The following is a 22,867-nucleotide window of genomic DNA, read 5'->3' on the forward strand; positions in this document are numbered from 1 at the left end:
TTTAAAAGTTCAAAACTCGGAGTACAATATGGCCTGGAATGAACCCGGCGGAAATAAAGACGATGATAAAAAAAAGGGCAATGACCCTTGGGGCTCAGGAGGGAAAAAACCACCTGATTTAGAACAAAGTATTTCTAATTTTTTTAATAAATTGAAATCAATTTTTGGTGGTGGAAGCTCTTCATCAACACCAAATAGTTCCTCCTCTTTCCCTGTCTTCTTTGTTTTACTACTTGTTGCAATCTATGTTGGCTGGACATCAGCATATAAAATCGGACCTTCAGAACGCGGTGTTGTACTGACATTCGGGAAATATGCTAAAACAATGGAGCCGGGATTAAATTTCACTTGGCCAAAACCAATATCGGAAGTTTACAAGGTAGATATCAACCAATTATATTCAGTCAGCGAGAGTGGAGAAATGCTGACCGAAGATAAAAACCTGGTGTTTTTAGAGTTTGATATTCAATATCGCATTAGAGAAAGCAACATCTATGACTATCTGTTTTTGTTAGAAAATCCCACAGCAACTGTCAAACATGCTGCTGAAAGTGCTGTGAGACAAGTTGTCGGCACAAACACAATGAGCCATCTTTTAAATGAAAATCGTGAAGTGGCAATCAATAATATTGTCAATGAGTTGCAATTAATGCTGGATCAATACTATTCAGGTGTTCAAGTTACAAATTTCAACTTTAAAGAGGTTCATCCGCCGGCACAAGTTAAAGAAGCTTTTGACGATGTGGTAAAAGCTAGAGAAGATGCAAAAACCTATATCAATGAAGCCAACGAGTATGCCAGACAAAAGATTCCCTTGGCAGAAGGTAGTGCGTTAAAAATTGTTCAGGAAGCAGAAGCTTACAAGCTGGCAACTATCGCGAAAGCAGAAGGTGAGTCTGAACAATTCGACTTGGTGCGTTCACAGTATGAGCTTGCACCCGAAGTCACAAAGGAAAGGTTGTATTTAGATACCATGGAAAAAGTTTTGAGCAATACATCAAAAGTAATTATTGATTCTGAAAATAGCAATAACATGATGTATTTGCCGCTCGATCAAATGATGAAAACCAACAATTCAAATTCATCAGAGAAGATTTATTTAAGCCCCTCTCAAGTTACCGGCTCATCCAATCAAAATGAGTCCAGCTATGAAAGAAGCCAATCAACCTCAACTCGCACCGGTAGAACAGGGAGATAAATGATGGGAAATAAATTAACAGCATTATTAATTTTAATCTTACTTTCAGTCATTGTTCTGGCGACATTTACTTTTACAGTGAATGAAAAGGAGCTGGCAATCAAGTTAAAGATTGGTAAAGTTGAAAAGTACGACTATAAACCGGGATTGCATTGGAGAATTCCGGGAGTTCATGAAATTAAAAAGTTCGACTCAAGAATTCAAACATTGGATAATAAACCAACCTCTATTTTAAATACTGACAATGAGTATTTAAAAGTGGACTACTTTGTGAAGTGGAAAATCAAAAATGTTGTGGATTATTACACGACTTTTTCCGGTTTGAGGTCTGCGGCGGAGAGACGTTTAAGTGATGTGATAAAGAATGCATTGTTGGAAGAGTTTTCACACCGTACATTGCAACAAGTGATTGCAACTCAGAGGGTTGAAATTATGGAATCGCTTGCGAAAAAAGCCAAACCAATAGCTGAGAACTTCGGAATAGAAGTTGTTGATGTCCGCATCAAAAGAATTAACTTGAGTGATGCCGTCAGTGAATCTGTTTTCAATCGTATGCGTTCAGAAAGAGCGGCTGAAGCGGCTGAACATCGTTCCAACGGACAAAAAGAAGCAGTGAATATTCGAGCCGAAACCGACAAAAATGTTCGAGTTTTGGTGGCAAATGCCAATAAAGAAGCTGCAAAACTTCGTGGTGAGGGCGATGCAGAAGCAACTCGGGTTTATGCGAGTGCTTACAATAAAAATCAAGAGTTATATTCTTTTTTGAGAAGCCTTGAAGCGTACAAAAACAGCTTTACAGAATCCGGTAGTATGATGCTTTTGGATGCAAAATCTGAATTTTTCAAGCACTTTAATAACAAATAATTGATATAAAATCGAGACGTATGAAAAAAAATACAGTTGTTCTGGGGACGCAATGGGGAGATGAAGGCAAAGGTAAGATTGTTGATTTGCTGACTGATAATGCCGATGCTGTGGTTCGTTTTCAAGGTGGTCATAACGCAGGCCATACTTTGATTATTAATGGGCAGAAGACAGTTTTACATCTTGTTCCATCGGGAATCCTCCGAGAAGGAGTGGCTTGTTACATTGGCAATGGTGTTGTTGTTGAGCCTGAGGCTTTGATTACAGAGATTAAGGAGCTTGAAAAAGCCGGTGTCGATGTTCGTTCTCGCTTGCGAATCTCAAGTGCAGCACCAATCATTATGCCTTATCATATATTGCTTGATCAATTGCGTGAAAAGGCCAAAGGTGGAAATGCGATAGGAACAACAGGACGTGGAATCGGTCCTGCCTATGAAGATAAAGTGGCAAGGAGAGGAGTTCGTTTCGGAGACTTATTGGATGCAAAACTGCTTCACGAAAAACTCACAGAAACACTGGAATACCATAACTTTGTTATCGAAAATTACTTCAAACATCAACCCTTGAATTTTGATAAAGTTTATCAGCAAGCATTAAGTTTTGGTGAACAACTCAAGGAAATGAATGCTGATGTTACTGCTGAACTTCATGAGATGCAGCAACAAGGAAAATCAGTTTTACTTGAAGGAGCTCAAGGCTCTTTGCTCGACATCGATCATGGAACTTACCCTTTTGTGACTTCTTCAAATACCACAGCCGGTGCTGCATCAACCGGAACCGGTTTAGGAGTGACAGATATCAGCTATGTACTGGGAATCACTAAAGCCTATACCACGCGTGTGGGTTCAGGTCCGTTTCCGACAGAATTGTTTGATGACGATGGCAAAATGTTGGCTAAAAACGGTGTCGAGTTCGGTGCAACAACCGGTCGTCCTCGTCGTTGTGGCTGGCTTGACTTGGTTGCTTTAAAACGAGCTGTTCAAATGAATGGCGTGACCGGAATTTGTGTGACCAAACTCGATGTTCTTGATACTTTTTCTGAAATCAAGGTCTGTACCGCTTATGAAGTAGATGGAAAACACCAACAAAGTTTTCCGGATAGTGCCGAGAGTTGGGGAAAAATCAAGCCGGTCTATGAAACTTTGAGTGGCTGGAAATCAATAACTAAAGGAATCACAGAGTTCAACGATTTACCATCACAGGCAATCGCTTTAATTGATAAAATTGCTGATTATACGGATACCCCGGTGCATATTATTTCTACCGGTCCTGACAGGGATGAAAATATAATAATCAAAAACCCTCTTTTAGGATAAGGTATGACAAAAACTATAGTTACATTTTTATTATTAAACATTTTCGTACCTGTTGCTCAAGCACAATGGCAACTGGATGTTTTGGAATCAGAACTAAACTTTGTTTCTATAAAAAAATCATCTATGGCTGAGGTGCATCATTTCAAAAAACTCACCGGAGGTATTGATACTAAAGGATATGTTGCCATTAATGTTGATTTAAACAGTATTGAAACGAATATTCCAATAAGAAATGAACGTATGCAAAGCATGCTTTTTGAAACCAATGAATTTCCTGTTGCAAAAATTTCATCAATAACTGATGTTTTATTTGTCAATGATACTCCTGATTCAACTATTGTTAAAAAGCAGGTTGAGTTCAATTTGAACTTGCATGGAATAAATAAGAAAATTTCCACGGAAGTTCTTGTTACAAAAGTGAGTAAAAATAAATTTACAGTTCATAGTTTAAGACCAATTATAATCAATTCAGTTGATTATAATTTGTCTGAGGGCATTACCAAATTACAAGAAGCTGCAAAACTGCCATCAATTGCAACTTCAGTCCCTGTTAATTTCACTTTGGTTTTTAGTAAAAGGTTTGAATAAATTTCAGAGATTCTTTTCTCAGAAAAAATTTAACAGAAAATACATCTGGTTTTCGATGAACCTTAACTATTAAACATCGAATAGCTTAAACATGATAAAACAAGAAACATTTATCCAAAAATTCTTCAGGATGGAGTCAGCCGGCGGAATCACCTTAATGCTGGCTGCCATTGCAGCCATTCTTTTTGCCAATTCACCGTGGAAACCCTATTACAATTTACTTTTGGATACGCCGGTTGAGGTCAGAATAGGTGCATTGCAAATTGCGAAACCTTTATTATTGTGGATTAATGATGGTTTGATGGCCGTTTTCTTCTTTTTGGTCGGTTTAGAGCTAAAAAGAGAACTGGTTGAGGGCGAATTATCCAGTGTCAGCAAAATTATTCTTCCGGCAGCAGGAGCTATTGGAGGAATGTTGGTACCTGCGTTAATTTATTATTATTTTAACAGTAATGATTCAGTTGCAATGCAAGGTTGGGCGATTCCGGCAGCAACTGATATTGCTTTTGCTTTGGGTGTTTTGTCTTTATTGGGCTCAAGAGTTCCTGTTACAATTAAAATTTTTCTGACATCTCTGGCAATTTTCGATGATATTGGTGCAATCGTAATTATCGCTCTTTTCTATACATCAAAAATATCTGTTACATCGCTTGTCGTTGTAGCTGCTTGTATTGCTGTATTATTTTGGTTAAGAAAACGTCAAAATGAATCAACCAGTCTGTTAATTTTTATTGGAGTCATCATGTGGGTTGCCATGCTAAAGAGTGGAGTTCATGCAACTCTGACAGGTATTATCTTGGCAATGTTTATTCCCTTGAAGTCAAAATCTAAAGCCGATTATTCCCCGCTAAAGAGCATGGAACATGATTTGCATTCGGTTGTCGCCTTTGCTATTTTACCAATTTTTGCTTTTGCAAATGCGGGAATCAATTTTTCCGGAGTTGGAATGGAACAAATATTTCATAGTGTTTCTCTAGGTATTGCATTAGGTTTATTTGCCGGAAAACAAATCGGAATTATGTTTTTTTGTTGGTTGGCAGTGAAATTAAAAATGGCGAAATTGCCGGATTCTTTTTCCTGGATGTCTATGTATGGAGTCGCCACATTATGTGGAATTGGGTTTACCATGAGTTTGTTTATTGGCTCTTTGGCATTTGAAGAAACCTCGGTTAATTTATTATTCGATGAAAGAATGGGAATTCTGTTAGGCTCTCTATTTTCCGGAGTTTTGGGTTATTTGATTCTGCGTTTTAGCTTGAAGCAAACCAAATAAAACTACAAGCCAGACTCTATGATTTCAGTTTCTATTTCAACCAATTCAATAGTGCTGTTTAAGCAGATTTTTTGGTCTCTGATGGCGCTCAGTTTTCTCGATTCCGGTTCCATTACCCCTAAAGATTGTTGTATTCCGATTTCTTGAGAAGAACCATTTTTACATATATATTTTCTGAATTTTAGAACTGGTTCAATCGTATCAGCACTGTTGTTTTCGACTTTCCATTCGACCTGCCAACCGGAATTTTCTCTTTTTTGCCTGAAACTGACTTCAACATCATCCCTGTTTTTGGTTTGCACATAGCGACTCCATGATTCTGCGTGAGCAGAGCTGAATAGAGTTGATATAAGAAAGAGTTTAAGAGTTTTATTTATCACGTTTAAACCAAAATTTATCCGGGTTCTTTTCTCCAAAAACTCGTGCTTCAAGATGTCCTGAATGAACTGCTTGGGCAATTAAACCAGGAGTAAAAGCATCACCAATCAAGGAGAAATGTTTAAACTTGTTATTGTTCTCCAGAGTTGTAAAGATTTGGTCTTCAGGTTCTCTTTCGGTCACAAGTATTAAGGTATCACATTTGGTTTCTTGTTGCTCGCCACTATAGACACATTGATGGTGTACACGCCCATCTTGAGCTTTAACCAATTGTCGATTCAAAAACAATGGCACATTTTTTTGCATCAACCGTGAATGAATTCGTTCTTGTTCAAGAGTGTTTTCAGTCCATGCGGATGCTTTGGATTCCGGTGTCAAATAACTCACGCTACAACCTTGATCTGAGCATAATTCAGAAATGACACCTGCCATGTAATTGTTCTCTGCATCAAAGACCAGAACATTTCCGAAGGGTACAACACCATCCATAATGTCATCAGGAGTTAAAATATAAATAGAGTTATCGTGCAACAGGGGAGCTCTGGTATAACGGGATTGACCGTTGTTTTTCCATTTAGAGCCTGTTGCGAGAATGACATTGTCAAAACCAAATTCTTTGATGTTTTCAAGTGTGACTTCACTTTCAAAATATATTTCTACATTGGGCATTTGTTGCAACTGATTGAGGCGATAATCCATCACGCGCTTCCATTCGGAAAGCCCTGGAAGTTTGGATTCTCTTAAAACGCGACCACCGGCAACCGATTGTTTTTCAGCAATGACTACATGATATCCTCGTTTCGCTAATGATAGCCCACACTCCAGACCCGAAGGTCCTGAACCCACAACCAATACCGACTCTTCTGCGTGTTTAGGTTGAATTATCTCAGGATGCCAATCTCTTCGCCACTCTTCGCCCATCGTCGGGTTTTGAGTGCAACGAATCGGAGCTGCGTAATTGTCGCTGGATACACAAATATTACAACCGATACACTCACGGATGTTATCAGTTTGATTATTTTTGATTTTATTTGGTAAGAAGGGATCAGCAATTGACGGTCTTGCCGCGCCGATTAAATCCAGTACACCTCGTTTAATTTGTGAAACCATGGCATCAGGAGAAGTGAAACGACCAACGCCGACCACCGGTTTATTAGTCAGTTTTTTGACATGTTTGGTGTATTGTTCCTGAAATCCTTCTTTGGAAAAACGCGATGTTTGTGAATCATTCTCCCAACCGGAAACATTCACATCCCAAAGATCCGGTATATCAGCTAACATTTTAATAATATCCGAACCCTCACCATCAGCTTCAATTCCATTTTTTCCTAAAAGTTCATCAACAGCAATCCGCAAGGCGACTGCACAAGTATCTCCAACTGCTTCCTTGGTATCGATTAAAACCTCTTTGAGCAATCGAACCCGGTTCTCAAGACAACCGCCATATTCATCGGTTCTGTCATTAAAGCGTCGGGAAAGAAAGTGCATTAAAACCGATAATCCATGCCCGGCATAAGTATAAACAATATCAAAACCGGCTTTTTTTGATCGAATTGCTGCATCTTTATGCCATTGACGAAATTGCTTGATATCCGACTTGCTCATAGCTCGTGCCTGCATGGGATAACCACCAAGCACACTGGCATTAGTTGGAGCAAATGTTGGCAGTCTTGAATAATAATTTTTACCGGATAAACCTTGATAAACAAGCTCTATTCCTGCCAAAGAACCATGCTCATGCACAGCATCGGTCATCATCTGTAAATTAGCAATATCTGAATCATCCCAAAGCCGTCCTTGATTGTAAGGAGTAATATCAGAGGACGGATGGATTTCCACTTCTTCAGTACAAACCACACCCCAGCCACCCTCGGCCTTGATACCTCGCATCCGAGCCAATGACCTCGGAAAACGATGTCCCATACCATTGCAATGCGGCACCTGATAAAAACGATTCGGAGCGGTTACTGGTCCGATTGGAACAGGCTCAAATAAAATGTCGTAGCGTGAAGACATAAAAAAACAGCTATGCAATTAGACAACTGTTTTTATAACATTGAACTGAAAAGACTTCAACTAATTAGGTAATTAAGCAGTCTCGCCCGGATAATCTGCGATTCCCGGATTATCATTCACACCAATCAATTTTGGATGATTGATTTTGGGCAATCTGAGAATATCGTCATTAGATTTGTTGTTTAGGATATAATCTCTTACAACATCCCACATTAATCGACCATTCGGTGCTTTACCAACACTGGCCCAACCGGCAACTTTGTAAGTTTTATCCGGGTCAATAGCTTCACCGTTGTCTAGTCGAGCTTCTGTGATTCTCTGTCCCAGTGGCTTACCCGGTTCAATGGTGTAATCCATGCCACCAATTCGAACCATATCTCCACCGGATTGCAAATAAGGATCTTCATCAAACAAGTTATCAGCGACACTTTCAAGCGTGTTAAGGAGCATTTCACCAGTCATCTCTGTTGAGTAGGTTTCTCCATAAGTCATTGAACATTGACTCATCACATCTTCCATAGTTATCCAGTCGCCTTTGAGAGTCGTTACACCCCAACGAACACCGGCTGACATTGAGACATCGGCATCATATTCTTCACGAAGTGCATTACAAAGAATCTGATCCCACGTTCCCATAAAATTTCCGCGACGATACAACAGCCTATCAGCAATGGCTAATTTTTCAGACAAAATATCTTCATAAGTTTTGCCTAATCTCTGTGGATTGTAGAATCGGTCTTTGGCACGCGATTCAACAATATTTTCATCATAAGTTGTTTGACGCATTTGATCGATATAGGCTTCCATTTCCTTATCAGCGGGCAACCAATTGGTAATCACAGGTAACATGGTGTAATCCATATCTACCACTTTTCCATCTTGTATATCAAAGTCCATCACACCAACATATTTACCGTTTGATCCTGCGTTTGTGACCAAACATGTTCCACCATCGATATTTTTAACTTTAATGGGTTTTGGCATGCCATCGTGTGTGTGTCCACCGAATACAGCGTTAAGTCCGGGAACACGTTCTGCCATTTTAATATCAACATCCATACCATTATGGGAAAGCAGAACAATAGCATCCGGGTTTTCATCTTCTTTGATTGCTTGCACAAGCTCTATCATCTCTTCTTCACGCAAACCAAATGACCAGTCAGGGAAAAACTCCTGAGGGTTGGCGTTGGATGTTCTTGGAAATGCTTGTCCAACTATACAGATTCTTAAACCATTGACAGTTTTGATGACATAAGGTTGAAAAGCATGACCGCTGTCCTCGTCGAAAAGTCCGTTGCCATCATATTTTTCAACCATTCTTTCATAGTTCTCATCAAACAAGGCTTCTTCTTTCACTTTGACATTTTGTCCGATGAAATCACCTTTAAACAACGCGACATTGCTCAAGACTTCATTTTCTTTGTAGGTAAATTCCCAGTGTCCAACCATTACGTCCAAGCCCAGAATATTGGACGCTTCAACCATATCCACACCACGAGTCCAAAGTGATGTTCCAGAGCCTTGCCATAAATCTCCGCCATCAATGGTTAAGGTGTTTTGTTTGCCACCGGCTTGATTTCTTAAATCATCAAGTAAAGTTTTTAAGTGTGCATATCCACCGGTTTTTCCCAGTTTTTTTGCCTGATTCTGAAAGTCCAAATAGGTATAAGCATAAGATTCAGCGCTGGAAGATTTTAAGCCCATAGCTTGTAATAATTTGTTTCCAACAACATGCGGTGGTCTTCCATAAGCAGGGCCGACTCCAAGGTTGACATTTGGCTCACGAAAATAAACCGGCTTTAGTTGCCCGTGAACATCCGTTATATGTAGAATTCTTGCCTGACCTTTCATTGGAAGTTTATAAAAGTCTTTTGGCAAAACAGCTTTGCTGTTCGATTGGCAGGAAATGAGCCCCGGAATTGTCGCAGTGACAGCTCCAAGACCTAATAGTTTAAGCATATTACGTCTGTTTATTTCTGACATTGTTACTCTGGAAAAAGATAAAATTAGAAGTCACTAATATAATGAAAATAGATACGAATGCAAGTTTAAAAGGGAAATATCATAAAAAGCCTAGTGGTAAAACGACATATTCTAACTCATTAGAATAATTAAATTTTCGATAAAGACATGCTTGATTTATGTACCAGCATAAAACATGACTTTTGGGACTGTTAAAAAAAATATGCAATGGTAGCATCCCTGATGAATTAAAAGAGTGGAAATGATATGAAAACATTAACAATACTTGGACTTTCAGCGACAATATTGCTGAGCGGTTGTACTAAAACCGAAATGACAAAACAAGCAACACAAACTCCTGATATGACAAACCCTTTACTGCAAAAATGGACTGGGCCTTATGGTGGCGTTCCGGCATTTGACAAGATGCAAATTGCTGATATCAAACCGGCATTTGAATATGGTATGCAACAAAATCTCGCCGAAATAGATGCCATTGCCAATAATCCACAACCGGCAACCTTTGAAAATACGATTGTAGAATTGGAAAAATCAGGTGAACTGCTTAATCGATTGGGAACATATATTGGTCGCTGGAGCAGTAATATTTCCAGTGATGAATTTAGAGCCATACAACGTGAGTTGGCTCCAAAATACTCGGAATTGAGTTCTAAAATTAATCAAAACAAGAAATTGTTCCAAAGAGTAAAAACCGTTTATGAAAATAGTTTGAAAAATCCTTTGGATGAAGATCAACAACGTGTTGTTCAACTCACTTATGAAGGTTTTGCCATGAGTGGGGCCGAACTGGATGATGAGAAAAAGAAAAAATACGCAGAAATTAATAAAGAACTATCTGAACTTTATACTCAATTTGCTAATAATATTTTACACGATGAAGAAAATTACGATACTTTTCTGTCTAAAGATCAATTAGGCGGACTTCCACAATCATTTATTGATGCTGCTGGAGCAGCCGCTGAAGCCCGTGGGAAACCGGGAATGTATGTTGTCGTGAATACACGCTCATCCATGGATCCGTTTTTAACTTTTTCTGATGAAAGAGAGTTGCGTAAAACCGTCTGGACCAATTACTACTCACGTGGCGATAATGCTGATGAGTTTGATAATAACCAAGTCATTTCAAAAATACTGAAGCTCCGTCGTGATAGGGTCAACCTGCTTGGTTATGACAACTATGCACAGTGGCGTTTGCAGAACCGTATGGCGAAAACACCTGAAAACGCATTAAATTTAATGGAAGCCGTTTGGCCGGCTGCTGTAGCCCGAGTGCACGAAGAAGTTGCCGATATGCAAAAAATAGCTGATAAGGACGGTGTGAAAATCGAGCCCTGGGATTATCGATACTATGCAGAAAAAGTTCGCAAACAAAAGTATGATTTAGACTCTAATGAAATCAAACAATATCTGGAATTAGGCAACCTGACAGATGCTTTGCATTATGTGGCAGCTCAATTGTTTAATTACAAATTTACACCTTTAGCCGAAGGAGAAGTGCCTGTTTATCATTCTGACGTCAAAGTTTGGGAAGTCACAGATATTGATAGTGGTGAACATATTGGCTTATGGTATCTTGATCCGTTTGCTCGTAAAGGCAAACGCTCCGGTGCTTGGGCGAGTTCGTATCGTTCTCACTCCACATACAACGGCAAGGAAACTGTTTTATCTTCAAACAATTCCAACTATGTCAAAGCGGCTGAAGGTAAACCAACACTGATTTCATGGGATGATGCACAAACTTTCTTCCATGAATTCGGACATGCTTTGCATGCGTTGTCTTCCAATGTGAGATATCCCAGTTTGAATGGCGGCGTCAGAGATTATACTGAATTTCAATCACAACTTTTGGAACGCTGGTTATCAACCGATGAAGTGATAAATCGTTTCCTCAAACACAATGAAACCGGCGAAGTGATTCCTAAAGAACTAATTGCCAAAATCAAGAAAACATCGACATTCAATCAAGGTTTTGCGACCACTGAATATCTGGCATCGGCATTGATGGATATGAGATTACACATGTCAGAACCAACGGATGATCCTGATAAATTTGAACGCGAAACATTGGCTGAATTAAATATGCCAAATGAATTGGTGATGCGCCATCGAACACCACACTTTGGACATGTATTCTCAGGTGAAGGTTATGCAACTGCATATTACGGCTATATGTGGGCAGATGTGCTGACATCCGATGCAGCAGAAGCATTTGCACAAGCACCGGGCGGTTTCTATGACAAAGATTTAGCTGCGAAACTGGTTAAATACCTGTTTGCTCCAAGAAACACTCTTGACCCTGCAGAAGCCTTCAGAAAATTCCGTGGCAGAGATGCAAAAATTGATGCATTGATGCGTGATAGAGGTTTTCCGATTCCGGAATAAAGCGGATTATTATTAGTCAAAGGGGTTGGGTTTAAGGTGTCTGACTCCTTTGGTTATAATTATTATTCCTGAGTCATATATCTATGTGGTATGCTGTATAATCATTCAAAAAAAAGAAAACCAATGAATAACAACTGGATGATTTATGGTGCTAATGGTTACTCTGGAGAGTTGATTGCCAAAAAAGCTGTAGGAAATGGTTTGCAGCCGACTATTGCAGGAAGAAATGAACAAGCTATTACAGCTCTTGCCAATGAGTTAAAATTACCTTTTAAAGTTTTCGATTTAGATGATGTTGATAAAATTTCTGAGAATCTGTCTAATGTGGATCTGGTTTTGCATTGTGCAGGTCCTTTTTCGCAAACATCTGCTCCGATGATTCAGGCTTGTCTCAAGTCTAAAACTCATTATCTCGATATTACTGGTGAAGTTTCAGTTTTTGAGCATGCAAAATCACTTGATAACGAAGCAAAAAATAGCGGTATTGTGGTGTGCCCGGGTGTCGGCTTTGATGTGATTCCTACGGATTGTCTGGCATCACAATTAAAAGAGTTAATGTCGGATGCGACACATTTAACGTTAGGATTTGATTCACGTTCCGGGTTGAGTGCGGGAACTGCAAAAACTTCTGTTGAGGGTTTAGGAAATGGTGGAAAGGTTCGTAAAGACGGTAAACTGCAAAAAGTTCCTTTGGCGTTTAAAACCCGAAAAATTGATTTCGGAAATGGCGAAAAACTGGCTATGACGATTCCTTGGGGAGATATTTCCACAGCTTATACATCCACCGGAATTCCAAATATTGAGGTTTATATCCCCTCGTCTCCGAAATTGGTCAAAACCTTGAGACGCCTCAATTGGATTCGATTTTTGTTAAAAACAAAATTTGTGCAAAATATTTTGAAGAAAAAAGCCGGCAAAGTGAAAGGTCCTTCCAATGAGCAAAGAGAACTGTTGAAAACTTATCTTTGGGGAGAGGTTCAGAATGCCAAAGGTGAAATTAAACAATTAAGAATGGTGACAGACAACGGCTACAAACTGACTGTTAATGGCAGTTTGAAAATGGTGGAATACACATTGAATAGCCATAAAAGTGGCTATTTCACACCGAGTCAATTGGCTCATAATCGTGTTATAGAAGAAGTCAGCGAGAGCAATTCTTAACTTCTGGCATAAATATCAAAACGCACCGCTTTGCTGATAATTTGTGAAGTGGGTTTCTTGCCGAGAACAAATTCAGATTTAACCGGACGTTTAACAACGATTTTTTTTGTTTTCGATTTGAGAGACTTTTCCAGCAAAATTTCTGCCATTTCCGGTTGGTGTCCAACGATATCTTGCAGAAATGCCATGTCTTTATTGTTTTTTGCCGACTTGCCCGATTGCGGATACATTGGATCCAGATAAATCACATCATACTCGCCTTCATCTATAACGGTTTGCGAGTTATCATGTTTTAAATCAATTGTTTCAATCTCACCTCGTAAGAAGCCATCCTTAAGCAAAGCAAACATAAGTGGGTTGGATTCGCAAGCGGTTATCTGACAACCGGCTAATGCAAGTAAATAACTGTCTTTGCCAAATCCGGCAGTGGCATCCAATACTTTGAGAGATGTTTTACTTTTACCAACAACGGCTTTGACCAGTTTTTCAGCGTTGATATGAGCCCCTGAACGATATTGCATCTTGGCGGAATGGAAGTCGACAAAAACATGGTATTGAAGTTTTCTGTGACTTTCATTAAAAAAAACAGCGAGTTTGTTTTCGTACAGTTGCAATTGATATTGCGGATGCTGATGTAAAATTGGGTCTAAATCTGCTTGATTCAGACCCAATTGTAATAGTCGTGCTTTTATACCTTCAGCAACCAAACGGATTTTATCAGCGTTTGGAAAAGTCCTTATAATCACGGGTAGCAGGACCGGTATAAACCTGACGAGGTCTGCCGATGCGAGTATCTGGTGTTTCATATTGCTCCAGCCATTGAGAAACCCAACCAACTGTTCTTGCAATTGCAAACATCACAGTGAACATTTGTTTTGGAATACCTAATGCTTTGTAGATAATTCCTGAGTAGAAATCGACGTTTGGATAGAGTTTTTTCTCAACGAAATACTCATCCTGTAAAGCAATTTCTTCCAGTTTCATTGCCAGTTCTAATTGCGGATCTTTAATTCCTAACTCATTAAGAACTTCGTGACAGGCTTTGCGAATAATTGTTGCTCTTGGATCGAAGTTTTTATAAACACGATGTCCAAAACCCATCAAACGGAAAGGGTCGTCTTTGTCTTTTGCTTTATCAACATATTTGTCAATATTTGCAACGCTACCAATTTGATCCAGCATGTTCAGAACTGCTTCATTGGCTCCACCATGTGCAGGTCCCCAGAGTGAAGCTATACCCGCTGAAACACATGCAAAAGGATTCGCTCCTGTTGATCCAACCAATCTGACTGTTGAGGTACTGGCATTTTGTTCATGATCCGCATGCAGAATAAAAAGCAAATCCAAAGCCTTTGCTGCAATTTGATTTGGTTCATAAGGTTCGGAAGGTACTGAATACATCATGTGTAATAACCTTTCGGTAAAACCTAAGTCATTGCGAGGATAAATAAAAGGTTGTCCTACAGAGTTTTTATAAACAGATGCTGCAATTGTCGGAATTTTTGCAATCAAACGAATGGCTGCCAGTCTTCTGTCTGCCGGATCAGACATATTCATCCAGTCATGATAGAACGCTGCAAACGAACCGACAACACCAACCATCATTGCCATTGGGTGAGCATCGTATTGGAAACCTTGCATCAGGTTCTTCATCTTCTCATGAACCATTGTGTGGTATCTGACTTCGTTATCAAAATCATGATACTGCTGTTTGGTTGGAAGCTCACCATGTAAAAGCAAATATGAAGTTTCGACAAAATTGGATTTTTCTGCCAATTGTTCTATCGGATATCCACGATATAAAAGAATTCCTTTTGCCCCGTCAATGTATGTAATCGCGCTCGTGCATGATGCAGTAGCAGCGTATCCGGAATCATAGGTAAAATATCCTGAATTTTTGTAGAGTGTATTAAGATCAAAGGTAGGAGGTCCCATCGATCCTTTGATAACTGGTAACTCGACTGTTTTGTCGTTACCCGGAAAATTTAATTTTACATGTTCTTTGCTCATGGATTTCCCCAGTTTATTATTTAAAACATACGTTTGATTGTTGCGAAAGAAGCAAATTGACAATCACAAATATAGGCTTTGCTTATTTTAACTCAAAATTAAATCCGTAGTAACAAAAAAACCCGATAAATCAATCAAGATTTATCGGGTTTGTAATTTCAACAAGATAATTTTAAATTATCTTTTACCGTATCTTTGACGGAATTTATCAACACGTCCACCGGTATCTGCCAATTTATGCTTACCAGTGTAGAAAGGATGAGATTTAGAAGAAATCTCAACTTTTACCAAAGGATACTCATTACCATCTTCCCATTTGATGGTTTCTTTTGTTTGAATAGTTGAGCGAGTCAAGAATTGAAAGTCCGAGGACAAATCTTGAAAAACTACTTCTCTATATTCTGGATGAATGCCTTGTTTCATAATTCTATTCCTACAATGTATCGCTGCACACATTATGCAACTGAAAAATCTGAACGGCGTATTCTAGTCTCATGCAAGTGTCTTGTAAACTTTTCTTAGTCTTTTTCAGATTGTTTTATTATTTTCTGACCATTGAAATCCAAATCCACATCAAAATGTTTCATTAGATTACCGATTTCAGAGATTTTAATGCTTCCTTCAATATCAATCAGAACCAATTCATCATCGTCATCCAGTGCAAATACAGATAAACTGTTGAACCCTTCATCATCAACCTGAGCGAGAATTTGAACTAAAGAGTCATCTTCAGCCACCGTTGCCAGCTTTTGATAGCCACCGGCTGATTTTTGGTCCGATAGTTTATTGATTTCGCTCCTGATGCTCTCAATATTCTGTTTTTGTTTAATCTCAAAAACAGTCACTCTTATTAATTTCAGCCCCGAAAGCAAAGATGAAACATCTTTTTCTTCCTCTGTTGCCGATGCCAAAAGTCGCAACATAGCTGCACTAAGGTTGATTTGCACACTCGGTTGAGCTCCAACTAATTGTGAAAATTTTTCACTGGTTGATTCTGCATAAACACTTGTGAGTGAAACCATTAGCAGAAAACTCAAAATGTATTTATATGTTTTATTCATAATTTTCATAGCCTTTTTCTCCTACAGTAGTACTGCAGCTTTTGAAATGGGTTTAATCAATGCCGGCCGAATTCCATTGTTATTAACAGAAGACAAAGATTTTAAAGAAACTCTGTTGATGTAATGCATTGCAATTTGTAAATCATCCTGAGCTTGTTCAATCTGTAATTCACGCTGATGAATGTTGTGTTGGCTTATTAACATTGTGAATGATGCAACAAATGCCAATGATATTCCCGCGATTGCAAATCTTGGTAATGACCAAAATCCGGGTTTGGATAATTCCAGTTTCTTATAAAGACTATTTTTCATGCTAGGCGGACATTTTAGCTCGCCGGCCTTTTTAAAATATTTCTCTAATTCTTTATCCTTACAATTGTCTCTCATTACTATTGCTCTCAATTTAAGCGGCTATTTGAGCCAACTTTTGTTTTAAAGTATTCCTGGCTCTATGCAAGTATACTTTTATTTGTGATACATTCAAATCCATTACATCTGCTAATTGTTGATAACTTAAATCACCAACCTCTCTTAAAACTAAAAGTGACTTATAAGGCTCATTTAGTTCATCAATCGCCCCTGAAATATGCTCAGATAATTCGATATTAAGCAGTTCTTCACAAGCTGATTTCGCCACATTATCACTTAAAAAGTTATTTTGCTGATAATTAAGTTCATGTTTTCGCTTTCTCAAAATATCCAGACATTGATTTCTGGCAACCTGAAACAACCAGGCTTTTGGTTGTTTGGTACCATTCTCTTTTGCTTGCCACAGTTTGATAAAACAATCTTGCACGACTTCTTCGGCCTCCAGGCTGTCTTGTAGCATCTGGTAGCATATCGCATAAAGTTTATTTTGATTTTTATTAACCTGCAGCCTGAACCAAATGCTCATCTATCAGCTATTTTCCTATTGTTTTTCACTAATAACGTATAATATAACGCTTTGTTACAAATAATTTAACAAATTCTATGACCAATTCTTCAACCAACACGGATATGGTTTTTTTACATAAACAATGGGATCAGCAACTGTTTGAACATAAGATAAATAATAGTTCGTTGTATATGATGCCCAAACCTCCAAGTGGCAGTCAGTTTCCATTTTTTGCAGAATATCTGTCAAAGAAAAAAGTTGATGTTGTGGTTTCGCTTTTGAGTTTTGAGGAGATGAACTCCTTTTCTCTGGTTGAGGAAGGAAGTGAGTGCGAGCGTCATGGTATAGAGTTTGTTAATTTTTCAATCAAAGATCACAGCACACCTCAATTTTTTGTTCCGTTCAATCAATTGATTGAGAATCTGGTTTATGATTTCAAATCCGGTAAAAATATTGCGATTCATTGTTTCGCTGGTATTGGCCGAACCGGTATTGTAGCTGCTTCCATGTTGATAAAGATGGGTTATCAGGTAGATATGGCTTTGATTGAGCTCAGTCAAGCTCGTGGTTTAAAAATGCCTGAAACCATTGAGCAAATTAGCTGGCTTCATCGCTATGCAGAGGATTTACAAAATCAATCACAAGGATTGTAAGAAATGAATCATTCAAAACTGATTGTTCAGTTGTTATGTTTGTGTGGAATTTTAGCACTTTTTTCCTGCGGAAAACCGCAAAGCAAAAAACAACCGCTTGACAATTTAACTCTTCTCTCTCAAGCTTTAGCAAAAGAAGATAATGAAACCATTCAACTTTATATTGATAAGGTTCGTCTAACGGAAAACTCTCAAAATCTCATTTCACTTTACACAAAACTCGAATCCTACAGTATTTTACAGCTTCACCGTCAGACTGATTATTTGCATCAGTTTTACCCACAAATGAAGTTTATTCATCAGTCCATGTTTAATGAAATGCTCAAGTGGGTTTTACTAAATATTATTTACAGAGACGAAATTGCTCCGCCGGTACGAATTTTCCAACGCGAGAAAATGTATTTGGCACCAAGTCATATTGATTTTGAGGTTTGTCTGGCGGATTCTGCAAAGTGCTCGGAATCAGCTCGCATACAACTCAAAGAAATTCTGACCAATGAAGAAATCACCGAGCAACTGAAGAAAATGGCGAAATCCGATCCATGTGTTAACATGGGAAATACTCTCGAAGATGAGTTTAAAGCCGATCGCTGCCTTAAAAGAACGCAAGGTCAGTTGGTTGTGAAATTATTAAAAAAACCGGAATTTACGATGGAGGAATGGCTACAGGCCTTAAAACAACAATGAAACAAATTTTACTTTCAGCTTTTCTAATATTGTTAATAAACAACACCACCCATTCTTGTGAAGATTCTGAAATTTATCCAGACAAAATGTTTCCCGAAGTACTAATCAATACCACTCAAGGTGATATTTTAATTGAATTGAATCGAACACGAGCTCCAATTACGGTCAATAATTTTTTGCAGTATGTAAAAAATGGTTCTTACATAAACACTATTTTTCACAGAGTGGAAAATAATTTTGTGATACAAGGAGGAGGTTACAATAAAGAAATTGAGGAAATTAAAACCTGTAAGAAAATTTTTAATGAATCCGGGAATGGTTTAAAAAACACTCGCGGAACAATTGCTATGGCTCGGTATGATGACCCTCATTCCGCAAGTTCACAGTTTTTTTTCAACCTTGTTGATTCTCCATCGTTAGATCCCAATCGTAAAAACTGGGGATATACAGTTTTTGGAGAAGTCATAGAGGGAATGGAAGTTCTGGATGCGATTTCAAACGTCAAAACCGGTTTTAGCGAACGGCTGAACTCTGCAAGTGTGCCTTTGGTACCAATAATTATTCAAAGTATTGAAGTGAAATAATCTGAGACTGGTTTTTTATTTCAGTTTTTCATTTCAGTTTTTCGTGCTAAAATTGAACAAAAAAGCAGAAAAGAGTTGTGGAAGAAATAGAGTTTAACAGATCCGGTGATACCTGCACCATCTTCGCCAAAGGTGAAATTGACCTTTCAAATTCAAATGAGCTGAGAAAAACCATTCTTGGGGCTTTAAAAACCGATCAAAAAGTTCGAGTGAATTTATCGGATGTGAATTATATTGATTCGTCCGGAATAGCCTCTTTAGTCGAGGGATTGCAGATGGCAAAAAGCCAAAAGAAATCTTTTGTGCTTATTCAGCCCAGCGAACAAGTAAAAGCCATAATGGAATTAGCAAGATTGGACAAAGTTTTCACGATTGAATAATGAAAGGAATAATCGAAAGCATCGGTGCATCAATGATTCTTGCAATAGAGCGAATTGGTTTCGCCAGCCGACTTTTTCTGGATAGTATTTACTGGTTAATTGTTGGTCGCAAATATAAACAGAAACTGAGATTGGCACAAGTTGCGGAGCAGGTTCGTGTGATTGGTTTTGATGCTTTACCAATTGTTATGGCGTTATCTTTTGTGGTTGGAGTCATGCTTTCAATCCAGTTGTTATATGCGTTTTCAGATTTTGGAGCAGAATCTCAGGTTCTTTTAGCAATTGCTAAATCGGTCACCAGAGAGTTTTCTCCTTTGATAATTGGGATTATTGTTGCCGGCCGTTCGGGTGCTGCATTAGCAGCCAAAATTGGTTCACAAGTTGTTTCGCAGGAGGTTGATGCTTTGCGGGTGATGGGCGTGGTTCCGGTCAGGTATTTGGTACTACCCCCGCTACTGGGGTTAATTATTTCCATGCCACTGTTAATATTAGTTGCGGATTTTATGGCAATTTTAGGTGGGGCGGTGTTTAGTGTGGATTCTCTGGATATGAGTTTGATGGCGTATTTAAAAGAGTCGTTTGACGTTTTGATTGTCGGAGATGTGACACAAGGATTGGTAAAAAGCGTTGTTTTCGGAATCATTATTGGTCTGGTTGGAGCAACAACAGGTTTCAACGTCACCGGAGGAGCCGAAGGTGTGGGGCGTGCAACAACAACAGCGGTTGTTGCATCGATTGCTGCCATCGTTGTTGCAGATATGATTTTCAGTTACTTCCTGACAAGGGCATAAGTATGAAAGATTATGTCATAAAAGTCGAAGAATTAGTCACTCACTACGGCCAGAGGAAAATATTAGACGGTGTCAACCTCAAAGTTGAGGAAGGTGAAATTCGTGTTATCATGGGTGGTTCCGGTTCCGGGAAAAGCACATTGCTTTGGCATATTCTCGGCTTGTATCAAGCAACTTCGGGGAAAATAAACGTTCTCGGACATGATTTGGATAAATTGAAATTTCATGAAAAACATGATTTGTTGCGGAATATTGGAGTTTCTTTTCAATCAGGAGCTTTATATTCTTCCATGACGGTTGGTGAAAATGTGGCTTTTCCGCTCACAGAATTTACTGATTTGGATGAAAACACCATTAGAATCATATCTCGGATGAAGTTGGAAGTGGTAAACCTTGGTGGTTTCCAAAAACTAATGCCTTCTCAACTTTCCGGGGGAATGATTAAAAGAGCCGCTTTGGCAAGAGCCATCGTTATGGATCCGAAGCTGTTATTTTTCGACGAACCTTCTGCTGGTCTTGATCCGGTTGTAGCATCTGAAATTGATGACTTAATTTTGAAACTTCGTGATGCAATGGGTATGACAATGGTTGTTGTCACCCATGAATTGGATTCTGCTTTCAAAATAGCGGACAAGATAACTGTTCTTGATAAAGGTAAAAACCTGCTTACAGGAACAGTTGAGGAAGTTAAAAACTCCAAAATCAAACGCGTACAGGATTTATTGGAACGTCGAGCCAGACACGAAACGGTTGACCCGGAAGAATATTTAAAACGATTAACACAGGAAAATTACACAATCTCATGAAAAGAGTTTACAACAACTATTTACTTGTAGGAATTTTCACCATACTCATTGGCGGGACTGCCATTTTATTATTGTTGAAAATGAGTGGCAGAAATGAAGCAACTGAAAGTTATTACAGTTATTTCAAAAATGTTACCGGGTTGAGTTATGGAAACCCTGTTTACTATGAAGGCTATCGTGTTGGCCAGGTTGAATCGATTACTCCTGAGTTTCAAAATGGTAATTTAAAATTCAAAACCCGATACTCTGTGATTCAAGGATGGAAAATTCCACAAGATAGTGTAACAAAAATTGAATCCAGCGGATTATTATCGGATATGTCTCTGGCTATTTATGCCGGAAAATCAAATCAATATTTTGCACCGGAAAGTGAAATCAAAGGAGAAGCTGCCGAAGATATTATGGCAACCGTTTCAAATCTGGCTAGTGATTTTGAAAGATTAAACGACGAAAAAATCACTCCTTTACTCGACCTGGTCTATGAAAGAACTGACAAACTAACCAAATCATTAGAAACCCAAATCCCCGAAGTTCTGGGCTCTATTGATAATCTGGTCAAAGACATCAACAAATTGGTAAATACTGCAGAAACATTACTTGATGAAGACAATGTTGAAAAAATTGATAGCATGATTGCCAATCTCAACCAACTCTCCGAAGAAGTCAAATCGTTAGGAAGCTGGCTGGAAACCAGTGTTGATAAAGTCAATCAGTTACTCGAATCCGGTGATAAAATGGTTAATAATAGTGACAATAAAGTGGCACAAATTCTGGATGTAGCACATAAAATGGTTCAGTCATTTGCGGTAAAAGCCGATACCATTTCCAACGAAATTGAAAGCGCCAGCATGAACCTGAATGAAGCCACGGAAATTATCAGACGCAATCCTTCTCAGTTGATTTTTGAAAAGAAATCTAAAATAGCGGATGAAGACTTATGAAAAAACTGAGCATCATCACCCTGATTTTTCTCCTTTCTGCTTGCTCATCTTCAGGCAAAAAGAGCATCGATAAACTATACTTTCGTTTTCCTGAAGCAACAAAAAATTCAATTGATAAAAAAATTGAAATCAAGCGACCTCAAGCAATGGGCATAATAGGCAATCGTCCGATGGTGGTTCTAACTAAAGAAGGCGGCTTAATGCAAATGCAACACCACTTCTGGTTAGACTCGCCAAAAGTATTACTGCAAAATTATCTTGAAGACACCTTGGGTAAAGAGGATGAAACCAACTACGTTTTATCTTCCACCATCCTCAATCTTGAAAAGGATAATAACTCAGCCGTTGTGGCGATTAAGTTTTTACTGGCTGATAAAAGTGGAAACACAATACTCAATAAAACTTATAAGCAACAAACCGAAATCAATGGTGAGTCTATTTCTGATTTTGCTCATACAGCTCAACGACTCATTAATGAAATCGTTGCTCAATTAGTTGATGAAATTCAGTGATGAATTTAACGCAACAACTTTGTGACGAGCTGGGCTTAACATACTGGCAAATGAAATCTGATGACGATGTCAAAAGTGAGATCTATCAACTCAATTATGAGGAAAAAGAACTACTGGGAAAGATTCTTTTGGCCAAAGGAATTACACTTACTGATGAAATATTTACGGTCCAAGATAAAGGTATCGTAGAAGTCAAACTCTCAGAATATACATTAATATTTGATAACGCCGAAAAGCCAAATCAAGGAAATATCATCTACTTATCAAAACTTTCTGCCATGCTTGAATCTCAACACGAAAAAAAACTCACTTGGTATAAATTAAAACAAATCTGAACTAAAGACCAACGACTTAATTTCCACAATTATCATAGTGGAAGTTTTAAATGCATTAATTTTATAAACTG

25 protein-coding genes are annotated in these 22,867 nt (G+C 38.5%); 16 read left to right on the forward strand and 9 right to left on the reverse strand.

Translation table 11 applies throughout. The features are described 5' to 3' along the window. The first annotated feature begins 28 nt into the window (after positions 1 to 28). The 5 genes from hflK to nhaA all read left to right on the forward strand — a co-directional run bounded on the left by hflK (position 29) and on the right by nhaA (position 5,239). Complete coding sequence (gene hflK, locus R3F25_06985; GenBank protein ID MEZ5496558.1) at positions 29 to 1,198, forward strand: FtsH protease activity modulator HflK; 1,170 nt, start codon at positions 29 to 31, stop codon at positions 1,196 to 1,198. After that, a complete protein-coding gene (gene hflC / locus R3F25_06990; protein ID MEZ5496559.1) occupies positions 1,199 to 2,062 on the forward strand; it encodes a protease modulator HflC in 864 nt (287 codons plus the stop codon). A gap of 20 nt (positions 2,063 to 2,082) precedes the next feature. Next, the gene (locus R3F25_06995; protein MEZ5496560.1) at positions 2,083 to 3,378 is read left to right on the forward strand and encodes an adenylosuccinate synthase; all 1,296 of its coding nucleotides are present in this window, start codon (positions 2,083 to 2,085) and stop codon (positions 3,376 to 3,378) included. Between the two features lie 3 nt (positions 3,379 to 3,381). Next, positions 3,382 to 3,966 carry a YceI family protein gene (locus R3F25_07000; protein ID MEZ5496561.1) on the forward strand — a complete coding sequence of 195 codons (585 nt, stop codon included), beginning with the start codon at positions 3,382 to 3,384 and terminating at the stop codon, positions 3,964 to 3,966. A gap of 91 nt (positions 3,967 to 4,057) precedes the next feature. Then, positions 4,058 to 5,239 (forward strand): Na+/H+ antiporter NhaA, encoded by a 1,182-nt coding sequence (gene nhaA, locus R3F25_07005; GenBank protein ID MEZ5496562.1) that lies wholly within the window; start codon positions 4,058 to 4,060, stop codon positions 5,237 to 5,239. A 2-nt stretch (positions 5,240 to 5,241) separates the two neighbouring features. Here nhaA and R3F25_07010 read toward each other — a convergent pair whose 3' ends face one another. From R3F25_07010 to R3F25_07020, 3 genes are all read right to left on the reverse strand, one after another. Further along, complete coding sequence (locus R3F25_07010; protein MEZ5496563.1) at positions 5,242 to 5,619, reverse strand: hypothetical protein; 378 nt, start codon at positions 5,617 to 5,619, stop codon at positions 5,242 to 5,244. Beyond that, entirely contained in the window at positions 5,609 to 7,633 is a 2,025-nt protein-coding gene (locus R3F25_07015; protein MEZ5496564.1) for an FAD-dependent oxidoreductase, read from the reverse strand. Before R3F25_07015 ends, R3F25_07010 begins: the two co-directional genes overlap by 11 nt. Positions 7,634 to 7,705: 72 nt before the next feature. Further along, the gene (locus R3F25_07020; GenBank protein ID MEZ5496565.1) at positions 7,706 to 9,616 is read right to left on the reverse strand and encodes a 5'-nucleotidase C-terminal domain-containing protein; all 1,911 of its coding nucleotides are present in this window, start codon (positions 9,614 to 9,616) and stop codon (positions 7,706 to 7,708) included. Between the two features lie 312 nt (positions 9,617 to 9,928). On the opposite strand from R3F25_07020, the gene R3F25_07025 reads away from it, so the two are divergent. Both R3F25_07025 and R3F25_07030 read left to right on the forward strand, forming a co-directional pair. Then, on the forward strand, positions 9,929 to 11,998 hold the full coding sequence (locus tag R3F25_07025) for a M3 family metallopeptidase (protein MEZ5496566.1): 2,070 nt from the start codon (positions 9,929 to 9,931) through the stop codon (positions 11,996 to 11,998). A gap of 123 nt (positions 11,999 to 12,121) precedes the next feature. Further along, positions 12,122 to 13,159: a saccharopine dehydrogenase NADP-binding domain-containing protein gene (locus R3F25_07030; GenBank protein ID MEZ5496567.1), complete on the forward strand. Its 1,038-nt coding sequence runs from the start codon at positions 12,122 to 12,124 to the stop codon at positions 13,157 to 13,159. On the opposite strand, the gene R3F25_07035 is transcribed toward R3F25_07030, so the two are convergent. From R3F25_07035 to R3F25_07060, 6 genes are all read right to left on the reverse strand, one after another. Beyond that, positions 13,156 to 13,905: a class I SAM-dependent methyltransferase gene (locus R3F25_07035; protein ID MEZ5496568.1), complete on the reverse strand. Its 750-nt coding sequence runs from the start codon at positions 13,903 to 13,905 to the stop codon at positions 13,156 to 13,158. The two genes, R3F25_07030 and R3F25_07035, sit on opposite strands and share 4 nt — an antisense overlap. After that, complete coding sequence (locus R3F25_07040) at positions 13,877 to 15,169, reverse strand: citrate synthase (protein MEZ5496569.1); 1,293 nt, start codon at positions 15,167 to 15,169, stop codon at positions 13,877 to 13,879. The genes R3F25_07035 and R3F25_07040 overlap by 29 nt, the downstream gene beginning before the upstream one ends. Before the next feature lie 177 nt (positions 15,170 to 15,346). Further along, positions 15,347 to 15,592, reverse strand: a complete 246-nt coding sequence (locus tag R3F25_07045) for a type B 50S ribosomal protein L31 (GenBank protein ID MEZ5496570.1) — start codon at positions 15,590 to 15,592, stop codon at positions 15,347 to 15,349. A 95-nt stretch (positions 15,593 to 15,687) separates the two neighbouring features. Continuing rightward, a complete protein-coding gene (locus R3F25_07050; protein MEZ5496571.1) occupies positions 15,688 to 16,239 on the reverse strand; it encodes a DUF4252 domain-containing protein in 552 nt (183 codons plus the stop codon). A gap of 12 nt (positions 16,240 to 16,251) precedes the next feature. Continuing rightward, positions 16,252 to 16,542, reverse strand: coding sequence for a hypothetical protein (locus R3F25_07055; GenBank protein ID MEZ5496572.1), 291 nt, complete (start codon positions 16,540 to 16,542; stop codon positions 16,252 to 16,254). A 91-nt stretch (positions 16,543 to 16,633) separates the two neighbouring features. After that, positions 16,634 to 17,125, reverse strand: coding sequence for an RNA polymerase sigma factor (locus R3F25_07060; protein MEZ5496573.1), 492 nt, complete (start codon positions 17,123 to 17,125; stop codon positions 16,634 to 16,636). Between the two features lie 77 nt (positions 17,126 to 17,202). Between R3F25_07060 and R3F25_07065 the strand changes: the two genes are divergently transcribed. From R3F25_07065 to R3F25_07105, 9 genes are all read left to right on the forward strand, one after another. Beyond that, the gene (locus R3F25_07065) at positions 17,203 to 17,760 is read left to right on the forward strand and encodes a dual specificity protein phosphatase family protein (protein ID MEZ5496574.1); all 558 of its coding nucleotides are present in this window, start codon (positions 17,203 to 17,205) and stop codon (positions 17,758 to 17,760) included. Positions 17,761 to 17,763: 3 nt separating this feature from the next. Then, positions 17,764 to 18,447: a hypothetical protein gene (locus tag R3F25_07070; protein ID MEZ5496575.1), complete on the forward strand. Its 684-nt coding sequence runs from the start codon at positions 17,764 to 17,766 to the stop codon at positions 18,445 to 18,447. Then, complete coding sequence (locus tag R3F25_07075) at positions 18,444 to 19,031, forward strand: peptidylprolyl isomerase (GenBank protein ID MEZ5496576.1); 588 nt, start codon at positions 18,444 to 18,446, stop codon at positions 19,029 to 19,031. The genes R3F25_07070 and R3F25_07075 overlap by 4 nt, the downstream gene beginning before the upstream one ends. A 77-nt stretch (positions 19,032 to 19,108) precedes the next feature. Continuing rightward, positions 19,109 to 19,411 (forward strand): STAS domain-containing protein, encoded by a 303-nt coding sequence (locus tag R3F25_07080; GenBank protein ID MEZ5496577.1) that lies wholly within the window; start codon positions 19,109 to 19,111, stop codon positions 19,409 to 19,411. After that, positions 19,411 to 20,202 (forward strand): ABC transporter permease, encoded by a 792-nt coding sequence (locus R3F25_07085; protein MEZ5496578.1) that lies wholly within the window; start codon positions 19,411 to 19,413, stop codon positions 20,200 to 20,202. The genes R3F25_07080 and R3F25_07085 overlap by 1 nt, the downstream gene beginning before the upstream one ends. A 2-nt stretch (positions 20,203 to 20,204) precedes the next feature. Then, on the forward strand, positions 20,205 to 21,008 hold the full coding sequence (locus R3F25_07090) for an ATP-binding cassette domain-containing protein (protein MEZ5496579.1): 804 nt from the start codon (positions 20,205 to 20,207) through the stop codon (positions 21,006 to 21,008). Then, the gene (locus tag R3F25_07095) at positions 21,005 to 21,949 is read left to right on the forward strand and encodes an MlaD family protein (protein ID MEZ5496580.1); all 945 of its coding nucleotides are present in this window, start codon (positions 21,005 to 21,007) and stop codon (positions 21,947 to 21,949) included. The genes R3F25_07090 and R3F25_07095 overlap by 4 nt, the downstream gene beginning before the upstream one ends. Next, positions 21,946 to 22,461, forward strand: coding sequence for a hypothetical protein (locus tag R3F25_07100; GenBank protein MEZ5496581.1), 516 nt, complete (start codon positions 21,946 to 21,948; stop codon positions 22,459 to 22,461). Before R3F25_07095 ends, R3F25_07100 begins: the two co-directional genes overlap by 4 nt. Beyond that, entirely contained in the window at positions 22,461 to 22,796 is a 336-nt protein-coding gene (locus R3F25_07105; protein ID MEZ5496582.1) for a hypothetical protein, read from the forward strand. Before R3F25_07100 ends, R3F25_07105 begins: the two co-directional genes overlap by 1 nt. The last annotated feature ends 71 nt before the right edge of the window (positions 22,797 to 22,867 follow it).

Source organism: Gammaproteobacteria bacterium (assembly GCA_041395445.1).
GTDB lineage: Bacteria > Pseudomonadota > Gammaproteobacteria > Xanthomonadales > Marinicellaceae > NORP309.